This window comes from Achromobacter sp. NPDC058515, from assembly GCF_042721735.1.
In the GTDB taxonomy this organism is placed as follows: domain Bacteria; phylum Pseudomonadota; class Gammaproteobacteria; order Burkholderiales; family Burkholderiaceae_B; genus Achromobacter.
In genome coordinates this window covers 128,926-137,819 of record NZ_JBHXNI010000001.1, presented here as the reverse complement: position 1 = coordinate 137,819, position 8,894 = coordinate 128,926, and the positions used below count along the sequence as shown (strand labels likewise).

The 8,894-nt window shown below is 64.2% G+C and carries 9 protein-coding genes; 1 reads left to right on the top strand and 8 read right to left on the bottom strand.

Annotated elements, in window-relative coordinates:
* Positions 1-687 precede the first annotated feature (687 nt).
* The 5 genes from ACFWP0_RS00635 to argB all read right to left on the bottom strand — a co-directional run bounded on the left by ACFWP0_RS00635 (position 688) and on the right by argB (position 5,823).
* A complete protein-coding gene (locus ACFWP0_RS00635; RefSeq protein ID WP_377839022.1) occupies positions 688-1,737 on the bottom strand; it encodes an Ldh family oxidoreductase in 1,050 nt (349 codons plus the stop codon).
* Between the two features lie 12 nt (positions 1,738-1,749).
* Positions 1,750-3,243 carry a DASS family sodium-coupled anion symporter gene (locus ACFWP0_RS00630; RefSeq protein WP_377839021.1) on the bottom strand — a complete coding sequence of 498 codons (1,494 nt, stop codon included), beginning with the start codon at positions 3,241-3,243 and terminating at the stop codon, positions 1,750-1,752.
* A gap of 303 nt (positions 3,244-3,546) precedes the next feature.
* Positions 3,547-4,122 carry a nucleoid occlusion factor SlmA gene (gene slmA / locus ACFWP0_RS00625; protein WP_377839019.1) on the bottom strand — a complete coding sequence of 192 codons (576 nt, stop codon included), beginning with the start codon at positions 4,120-4,122 and terminating at the stop codon, positions 3,547-3,549.
* A 52-nt stretch (positions 4,123-4,174) separates the two neighbouring features.
* Complete coding sequence (locus ACFWP0_RS00620) at positions 4,175-4,921, bottom strand: pyrimidine 5'-nucleotidase (RefSeq protein WP_377839018.1); 747 nt, start codon at positions 4,919-4,921, stop codon at positions 4,175-4,177.
* Positions 4,921-5,823, bottom strand: coding sequence for an acetylglutamate kinase (argB, locus tag ACFWP0_RS00615; protein ID WP_057285706.1), 903 nt, complete (start codon positions 5,821-5,823; stop codon positions 4,921-4,923). The genes ACFWP0_RS00620 and argB overlap by 1 nt, the downstream gene beginning before the upstream one ends.
* 275 nt (positions 5,824-6,098) lie before the next feature.
* On the opposite strand from argB, the gene ACFWP0_RS00610 reads away from it, so the two are divergent.
* Positions 6,099-6,887 (top strand): MetQ/NlpA family ABC transporter substrate-binding protein, encoded by a 789-nt coding sequence (locus ACFWP0_RS00610; protein WP_377839016.1) that lies wholly within the window; start codon positions 6,099-6,101, stop codon positions 6,885-6,887.
* Between the two features lie 111 nt (positions 6,888-6,998).
* Here the strand turns inward: ACFWP0_RS00610 and ACFWP0_RS00605 are convergent, their stop codons facing one another.
* The 3 genes from ACFWP0_RS00605 to ACFWP0_RS00595 are packed head-to-tail and all read right to left on the bottom strand — an operon-like array spanning position 6,999 to position 8,817.
* Positions 6,999-7,493: a peroxiredoxin family protein gene (locus tag ACFWP0_RS00605; protein WP_377839015.1), complete on the bottom strand. Its 495-nt coding sequence runs from the start codon at positions 7,491-7,493 to the stop codon at positions 6,999-7,001.
* A complete protein-coding gene (locus tag ACFWP0_RS00600; RefSeq protein WP_377839013.1) occupies positions 7,490-8,227 on the bottom strand; it encodes a BON domain-containing protein in 738 nt (245 codons plus the stop codon). Before ACFWP0_RS00600 ends, ACFWP0_RS00605 begins: the two co-directional genes overlap by 4 nt.
* Complete coding sequence (locus ACFWP0_RS00595) at positions 8,224-8,817, bottom strand: phosphoheptose isomerase (RefSeq protein ID WP_013396736.1); 594 nt, start codon at positions 8,815-8,817, stop codon at positions 8,224-8,226. Before ACFWP0_RS00595 ends, ACFWP0_RS00600 begins: the two co-directional genes overlap by 4 nt.
* Positions 8,818-8,894: the final 77 nt, after the last annotated feature.

Below are 8,894 nucleotides of genomic sequence, written 5' to 3'. Positions count from 1 at the left end.
TCATGGGTGTCAGACACCTATTCTGTGCGAGCCGCTTACGCCTGTAGACCTGTACGCGCGCGCCGCCCATCGGGCATTGGAGTTGAAATGGCGATTGGTGGCGGGCCAGAAAATTCTGGGCCTGTCACTGCTCTGCCGGTCTGCCGGTGTCTGACACCCGTGTGAGACGATCTCCAACTTGAGCCGCCGTCTCATGGGTGTCAGACACCTATTCTGTGCGAGCCGCTTACGCCTGTAGACCTGTACGCGCGCGCCGCCCATCGGGCATTGGAGTTGAAATGGCGATTGGTGGCGGGCCAGAAAATTCTGGGCCTGTCACTGCTCTGCCGGTCTGCCGGTGTCTGACACCCGTGTGAGACGATCTCCAACTTGAGCCGCCGTCTCATGGGTGTCAGACACCTATTCTGTGCGAGCCGCTTACGCCTGTAGACCTGTACGCGCGCGCCGCCCATCGGGCATTGGAGTTGAAATGGCGATTTGTGGCAGGCCGAAAATTCTGGGCCTGTCACTGCTCTGCCGGTGTCTGACACCCGTGTGAGACGATCTCCAACTTGAGCCGCCGTTTCATGGGTGTCAGACACCTATTCTGCTCGGCATCATCCATCGCAGGACATCGCCAAAGCCCCGGCCCGCCAGGCGTCTTGAGAACCCAACAAGAACGCCCACGAAAACACAAACCCTAAAGCGTCAAGGCAAAGCCTCAGGCACCCCAAGGTCCACCGCCAGCTTCGTCAAGCCATCCCAAATCCGGCTGTCGAACTCGACCGAGTCCGCATTGACCGCCCGATTCCGGGCCTCGTATTCGCCCGGATACTGCACCCCTTCAACACCAGGCTGCGGCTTGCAGGCATGCAGGTAGTCGATGAAAGCGCCCACCTCCATCGTCCGCCAATCCGTATTGAAGTCCACCTGCGGATCCAGCAGCAGCGCGAACATGTTGTTCGTTGCCACGCCGATGCGGGGATGTTCGGGCTGGATCGTGCCGCCGCCGGAAAGAACGCCGGCCAGCAGCTCGGCCACCAGGCCCAGCGCGTAGCCCTTGTGGCCGCCGAACGGCAGCAGGGCGCCGGGAGGATCCGAGAACAGGGCATTCGGGTCCGTCGTGGGATTGCCGTCGGCGTCGATCAGCGATCCCGGCGGCGCCTGCTCGCCTTTGGCGGCCAGCACCCGCGCCTTGTTCACGGCGATCGAGCTGGTGGCCATGTCCACGATGAAGGGCGGGCGGCCGCCCGGCAGCGGGCCGGCGAAGCACAGCGGGTTCGTGGTCAGGCATGCCTGGGCGCCGCCGAACGGGGCGACGGTCGGCGAGCGGTTGATCACGTTGGTGAAGGCCAGCAGGATCAGCCCCTTGGCCGCGACCATTTCCCCGAAGTGGCCCATGCGGCCCAGGTGATGGCTGTGGCGCAGGGTCAGGATGCACTGGCCGTGCTCCTGCGTGCGTTCGATCGCTTTTTCGATGACGACCTTGCCGACGTACTGGCCCAGGCCGTGGTGGCCGTCGTAGGCCAGCATGGCGCCCCGGTCATTGACCAGCTCGGGCCGGCCATCGGCCTGCGCCAGGCCCTCGGACAGCACGCGGCGGTAGTTCGTCAGGATGGACAGGCCGTGGCTGGTGTAGCCGACCCGGTCGGACTCGACCAGGTGCTCGGCTACATCGCGGGCGATGTCTTCGGGCACGCCTTGCGCCATCAGCACGCGGCGGCCGTATTCGTTGGCTTGGGCGATCGTGATTCTCATGATGCGATCTCCTTAGAGCCAGCCGAGCCAGCGCCAGTAGGTCATGCCCATCAGCAGCATCAGCAGATAGCCCACGATGGTGACGATGATGCCGACCTTGGCGAACTGCTTGGCGTTGAAGGTTTCCGTGCCCAGGCACACCATGTTCTGCGGCGCGTTGATGGGCAGGATGAAGCCATAGCTCACCACGAAGCCCAGCAGCATCGTCATGCCCAGGCGGCTGAAGTCGCCCGGCAGGGTGGCCAGCACCGAGATCAGGATGGGAAGCATGGCCGACGTCAGCGCGGTGGCGCTGGCAAAGCCCAGGTGGATGATGATCAGGAAGGCCGCCAGGATGGCGAAGATGGCCAGCGGTCCCAGGTGGTCCAGGCCGGTATGCATCACCACCTGGTTGCCCAGCCATTGGCCGGCCTGCGTCGTCAGCAATGCGGTGCCCAGGCTGATGCCCACGCCGAACACGATCACGGTGCCCCATGGGATGCGCGATTGCACGTCTTTCCAGGTCATCACGCCAAAGCGCGGCAGCATCAGCAGGACCAGGCCGAAGTAGGTGGTCGAGGTGGTGTCGAACTTGTGCAGCTTGCCTTCGGTCGACCAGAACAGCAGCAGCATGACCGACACGGCCATCAGGCGCTTTTGCGCGCCCGTCATGGGGCCCAGTTCAAGCAGCGACTTCTCGACCGCTTCCTTGCCTCCGGCGATGCTGTCGCTTTCCGGCGGCAGCATCTTGAGCACGATGATGATCAGCACGGCCGACATGATCAGCGACCAGGGGGCGCCGGCGATCAGCCAGTCCGACCACGCCACGCGTTCGCCCAGCATCTTTTCCATGAAGCCCACTGTCAGCAGGTTCTGCGCGGCGGCGGTCTGGATGCCGACGTTCCAGATGCTCGTGGCTTGCGCCACGATGATCATGATGCCGGCGGCGATGTTCGAACGCTTGTCCACGCCGAAGGCCGCGATGACGCCCATCATGATGGGCACCACGGCCGCGCTGCGCGCGGTGGCGCTGGGCACGACCAGGCTCAGCACGATCGTCACGGCGATGCATCCCACCAGGATGCGGCGCGTGCTGGTGCCCACCCTGGTCAGCGTCACCAGCGCGATGCGCCGGTCCAGTCCGGTGAACGTCATGGCCGCCGCAATGAACAAGGCGCCGGTGACAAGCGCCAGCGCCGAGTTTGCGAAGCCGGTCAGCGCCATGCTGATCGCGGCCGAGGTGCCGTAGAGCACTTGCGGGTCTTTGATTGTCGGAGCCGTGCCCAGCAGGAAGGCCATCAGCGTCGTGATCATGATCGCGCTGGCTTCGTAAGACACGGCTTCGGTAATCCAGACCACCACGGCGAACGCCAGGATTGCCAGCATGCGGTGGCCGGCGACCGGCAGGTCCGCGGGCAGAGGCATCATCAGCACGCCGATCATCACCAGGATGCCGGCGACGAGTCCGATGGGAATTTTGGCTTTCTTGGGGGCTTGCGAGGCAGGGACTGCGGTTTCCGCGGCCATATCCTTCTCCGGTTGAGGTCAAACTGACGAGACACCGCCCGCGAGCACGGGATCAATCAAAACGGTGTATCGACGCTACAGGATGATCGTGACGGCATTGAGGAAAACCCGTATTGATATAGGTCAAGCCGGTGGAGATTTGCGCTTGTGGAAAACCCATCTCGGGCATTATGCTCGTCGCCCCGCCCGGGCCGCAAGCCTTGGAATGTTGCATGGATGCACACCAATTGCGCCCGAGACTGGGCGGTTTGGGGGCGTTCCGGCGTTAATTCGCCCGCGCCATGCAGCGAATGATGGGCATCTTCAGCCCAGGGCCAGGCGCAGCTGTTCGTCCAGATGCAGCGTGGGCGCGACGCGCCAGCCGCTCTGGGCGTAGCGCAGCCAGCGGCCCAGCACCAGGTGCGTCAGCAGGCTGGCGTGCGCGGCCACGTTGGCCTCCTGAGGCAGGCCGCCGTCGGTGACGGCGATGCGCAGCGACTGCTTCAGCGACGCTTCGATCCGGTCGTTGATATGGTTGATGCGTTCCTGCAGCCGGTTGTCTTCCGTGACGAGCGCGTCGCCCGTCAGCACCCGCGTCATGCCCTTGTTGCGTTCCGAGAAGGTCAGCAGCATGGCGACGGTCTTGTGGGCCTGGACCAGGCCGTAGGGTTCGGCGGTGGCGATCTGGTTCACCAGCGTGAAGATGCTGGTCTCGATGAACTCGATCAGCCCTTCGAACATCTGCGCCTTGCTGGCGAAGTGCCGGTAAAGCGCGGCTTCCGAGACCTCAAGGCGCGCGGCGAGGGCGGCCGTCGTGATGCGGGACGCATGCGGCTGCTCCAGCATCTCGGCCAGGGTCTGCAGAATCTGGGTCTTGCGCTCGCCGGGTTTGCTCGCCATGGAAGGGTCTGCTCTGCGCAGGCTGACGGTGAAGGGGGGGAGGAGCGCGCCGCTACCCCCGCAAGGGGCGCCGGCGTAACAACAAATCACTGACGGAGTTTACCCGCAAGTCCACGTATGCCGGTCGATGGGACCGGCCGCGAGCGAAGGGCGTGCCGGGATGATACACATGGACGGTGCGCAAGCCCGCCTGGCGCGCGCCGCGCAGGTTGGCCAGCGTGTCTTCCACCAGCACCGCGCGGTGGGCCGGCACGCCTTCGCGGGCCAGCACGTAGCGCAAGAGGGCGGGCGAGGGCTTGGGCCGGAACTCGCCATGCAGCCGCATGTGCTCAATGGCCCACAGGCTGTCGAACTGGCGCAGGATGCCCAGGCGGGCAAGCACGGCGCGGGCGTAGTGCAGCGGCGCATTGGTCAGCAGCACCTTGCGGCCGGGCAGTTGCCGCAGCTTGTAGGCCAGCGCCTTTTCCGAGCGCACCAGCGGGTTGACGTCGAAGTCGTGGCTGCGGTGCAGGAAGTCATGGGCGTCCACGCCGTGATGCCGGACCATGCCGATCATCGTGGCGCCGTAGCGCTTCCAGTACTGCGAGCGCACGCGGTTCGCCGTGTCGATGTCGACGTTCAGCGCCTCGGCCACGGCCATGGTCATGCCGTGGTCGATCTTGGGGAAGATGGCGTGCGAGGTGTCGTGGAGCGTGTTGTCGAGATCGAACAGCCACAGGCGTTCGGAAACGCCCGTGGCGATGCGGCGGGAGCGGCGCAGGCGCACCGCCGGCCGCAGCAGGCAACGCTGCGCCCGCATCAGTGCGAGCTGATCATCGTGCCCACGCCTTGGTCGGTGAGGATTTCCAGCAGCAGGCAGTGCGGCACGCGGCCGTCGACGATGTGCACCGAGTTCACGCCGTTCTTGGCGGCGTCCAGCGCCGACGAGATCTTGGGCAGCATGCCGCCGGAGATCGTGCCGTCGGCGAACAGTTCGTCGATGGTCTGCGCCGACAGGCTGCGCAGGAGCTTGCCGGCCTTGTCGAGCACGCCTGGGGTGTTGGTCAGCATCAGCAGCTTTTCGGCGCCCAGCACTTCGGCCATCTTGCCGGCGACGACGTCGGCGTTGATGTTATAGGCCGTGCCGTCCTCGCCATAGCCGATGGGCGAGATGACGGGGATGAACTGGTCGTCCTGCAGCGCCTTCACCACGGCCGGCTCGACCATGGTGATGTCGCCGACGAAGCCGATGTCGATCGGTTCGGCGGGATTGTCCTTGTTGGCCATCAGTTTCTTCTGGGCCTGGATCAGTCCGCCGTCCTTGCCGGTCAGGCCCACGGCCTTGCCGCCGACCTCGTTGATCATCATGACGATGTCCTGCTGGACCTGGCCGCCGAGCACCCATTCCACCACTTCCATGGTTTCGGCGTCGGTGACGCGCATGCCCTGGATGAAGGTGCCCTGCTTGCCGATGCGGCGCAGCGCGTCGTCGATCTGCGGACCGCCGCCGTGGACCACCACCGGATTCAGTCCGACCAGCTTGAGCAGCACGACATCGTGCGCGAAGCTGCGCTGCAGGCGTTCTTCCGTCATGGCGTTGCCGCCGTACTTGACCACGATGGTCTTGCCGTGAAATCGTCGGATATACGGCAGTGCTTCAGACAGCACAGCGGCTTTTACAGCAGGAGACGAAACGGCGGCAGGGTCGGGGGTGTCGGTCATGGCAGCTAAGTCGGCAAATAAGTAGTCAGTAAGTTGATGGGCGGTAAAAAAATGCCTGCACAAAAACGCGTTCGGGACGCGGTAGCGCAAGCATACGACGGATTGTAGTACCCACGCGTTTCTTATGCTTTAAACCCATGTTCATATGCCCGACAAATAACCGGCATTCAGGTAAATTGGGGGCGTTTTCGCAACGGAGCGCTCCGCAAAAGGGGGCGAATCCGCACCGGCGGGGCATCGATCCCTGTTTTTTTTACCTATAAAAGAGGCAAGACATGCGTTTGAACTTCGTCCGTTCCGCCCTGGCGGCGTCGGCCTTCCTGGTGGCGGCCAACGCTGCCCATGCTGAGAAAGTGGTGGTGGGCGCCACGCAAGTCCCGCACGCCGAGATCCTGGAAGTGGTCAAGCCCCAACTCGCCAAGGACGGCGTGGAGCTCGACATCAAGGTGTTCAGCGACTACGTGCAGCCGAACCTGCAGCTGGCCGACAAGCAGCTGGACGCCAATTTCTTCCAGCACAAGCCCTATCTGGACTCCTTCAACAAGGACCGCAAGGCCACGCTGGTGCCGGTTGCCCTGGTCCACGTCGAGCCGTTCGGCGGCTACTCCAAGAAGATCAAGAGCCTGTCCGAACTCAAGGACGGCGCCACGGTGGCGATCCCCAACGATCCCTCCAATGGCGGCCGGGCGCTCGTGCTGCTGCAAAAGCAGGGCGTGCTCAAGCTGAAGGACCCGTCCAACATTCTGGCCACCGCCGCGGACGTGGTCGAGAACCCCAAGAAGCTGAAGTTCCGCGAACTGGAAGCCGCGATGCTGCCGCGCTCGCTGGATGACGTGGACCTGGCGCTGATCAACACGAACTACGCGCTGGAAGCTGGCCTGGTCCCGACCAAGGACGCGCTGTTCATCGAGGGCGCCGATTCGCCGTACGCCAACATCCTGGTGACCCGCAGCGACAACAAGGACGCGCCTGGCATCAAGAAGCTGGTCAATGCGCTGCACACGCCCGAGGTGAAGAAGTTCATCCAGGAAAAGTACAAGGGCGCGGTGATTCCGGCTTTCTGACGCCAGGTCCGATACTGCCCCCCGCGAACCGCCCGTTGACCGGGCGGTTTGTTTTTGGCGGGGCGAAAAAAACCGCCCTGCCGGGCGGTCTTTGGGCGGCGTGCCGGCGGGTTAGCCTGCTGCCAGGGCCTTTTCCACGGTCGCGTGGAACTCAGCCTTGTCGTATTCGCCCAGATAGCGCTTGATTATGCGTCCCTGTTTGTCGATCAGGAAGGCGGTGGGCGTGAGGCGGATGTCGCCGAAGGCGCGGGCGATCTCGCCCTTGGTATCGAGCGCGACGGGAAACGGCAGCTTGCGCGTTTCGGCGAAGTTCAGCACGAAGTTCGGGGGGTCGTAATTCATGGCGACCGCGATCGCCTCGTATCCCTTGCCTGCGTATTCCTTGTAGGCCGAGATCGTGTCCGGCATCTGCTTGACGCAGGTGACGCAGCTGGTTGCCCAGAATTTGACCAGCACGACCTTGCCGCGCAGATCCTGCATGGAGAAGGTCTTGCCTTCCAGGGTGGTGAAGGTGACGTCGGGGGCGGTCTGGGCGGGGCGCAGGACGAACCAGGCGCCGATGCCGACCGCCACCAGGACGGCCAGGGCTACGATGGCTTTCTTCATTTGATGGGCATGGCCTCTACGCCGCCGCTCGTGCCGGACGCGCTGTCGCTTGCCGCGCCGGCGCCGCTTTCGATGGGCGCCTTGGTTTCCGTGGAGTTGGACTTGGAGCCGCTGCCCGACAGCCGGATGGCTTCTTCGCGGCTGATGGTCTCGAACAGCTTGACCACCTTGGCCACGCCGCCGACATCCGCGGTGGCGTTGGCGGCGTATTCGCCTTCGGCCTGCGTGACCTTGCCCATCAGGTAGACGACGCTGCGGTCGGTCGTCAGCGCGATGGTGCCGGAGGGCACGTACTTGGTATTGATCAGCGCGGTCTTGACCTTGGAGGTGAGCCAGGTGTCGTTGGAGCGCACGCCGAACGAGGCGATGGGACCCACGTTCAATTGGTTGATGACCTGTTTGACGTTCTCGATGCCCTGGGCGATGGCGGTGGCCTGGCTCTTGGCTTCCTCGGTCGGCACGTCGCCGGTCAGCAGCAGGTGGCCGCCGTAGGCCATCGCGTTGACGCGGGCGGTGTCGCCCAGCTTCTGCGAGATCTGGCTTTGCGCCTTGAACGCCATGTTCTGGTCTTCGAGCTGGACGCCGGACGTGCGGCGATCCGTCACGACGACCGCCGTGGTGGCGGCGGCGCCGCCCACGATCAGGGGCGCGCAGGCCGACAGCGAGAGCGCCGCGGTGGATAGCGCGGCGGCGAGCATCAACGGGCGGACTGCGGTTCTGACGTCAGAAATCATTCGGTGTCTCCAAGCAGAAGAGCGTCTATGCCGTCGCACAGCGCGTGCAGCAGCAGAATGTGGACTTCCTGGATGCGCATGGTGCGATCGCTGGGAACACATAGATGGACGTCCATGGGCGTAATGAGTTCCCCCATGACCCCGCCGCCCTTGCCGGTCAGGGCCAGCACGTGCATTTCGCGCGCGCTGGCGGCTTCCATGGCGCGGACCACGTTGGGGGAATTGCCGCTGGTGGAAATGGCCACAAGCACGTCGCCGGCCTGGCCGAAGGCGTTGACCTGCCGCTCATAGATCTCGTCAAAGCCGTAATCGTTGCCGACCGCCGTGAGGATCGAGGTGTCGGTATTGAGCGCGATGCCGGCCAGGGGCAGGCGTTCGCGCTCGAAGCGGCCCACCAGTTCGGCGATGAAATGCTGCGCATCGGCGGCCGAGCCGCCATTGCCGCAAGCCAGAATCTTGCCGTTGTTTGCCAGGGCGCCGAATAGTACGTCCACCGCCACTGCCAGCGGTTCGGCCAGGACGTTCATACTTTGTTCGCACGCAGCCATGGCGTCGCGAAAGTGCGACGTCATACGAGAGGTCATATCCATGGGCGCGATTATCTCACGGGGCAGGGCTGCTGTTCTGTCCATGCGTAACGAGGCTGCGGCGGGGCGTTACGGGGGCG

Coding starts and splice junctions, on each gene's coding strand:
- argB (WP_057285706.1), bottom strand. CDS start 5,823: ATGACCGACACCCCCGACCCTGCCGCCGTTTCGTCTCCTGCTGTAAAA.
- ACFWP0_RS00635 (WP_377839022.1), bottom strand. CDS start 1,737: ATGAGAATCACGATCGCCCAAGCCAACGAATACGGCCGCCGCGTGCTG.
- ACFWP0_RS00620 (WP_377839018.1), bottom strand. CDS start 4,921: ATGCGGGCGCAGCGTTGCCTGCTGCGGCCGGCGGTGCGCCTGCGCCGC.
- ACFWP0_RS00630 (WP_377839021.1), bottom strand. CDS start 3,243: ATGGCCGCGGAAACCGCAGTCCCTGCCTCGCAAGCCCCCAAGAAAGCC.
- ACFWP0_RS00600 (WP_377839013.1), bottom strand. CDS start 8,227: ATGATTTCTGACGTCAGAACCGCAGTCCGCCCGTTGATGCTCGCCGCC.
- ACFWP0_RS00610 (WP_377839016.1), top strand. CDS start 6,099: ATGCGTTTGAACTTCGTCCGTTCCGCCCTGGCGGCGTCGGCCTTCCTG.
- slmA (WP_377839019.1), bottom strand. CDS start 4,122: ATGGCGAGCAAACCCGGCGAGCGCAAGACCCAGATTCTGCAGACCCTG.
- ACFWP0_RS00595 (WP_013396736.1), bottom strand. CDS start 8,817: ATGGATATGACCTCTCGTATGACGTCGCACTTTCGCGACGCCATGGCT.
- ACFWP0_RS00605 (WP_377839015.1), bottom strand. CDS start 7,493: ATGAAGAAAGCCATCGTAGCCCTGGCCGTCCTGGTGGCGGTCGGCATC.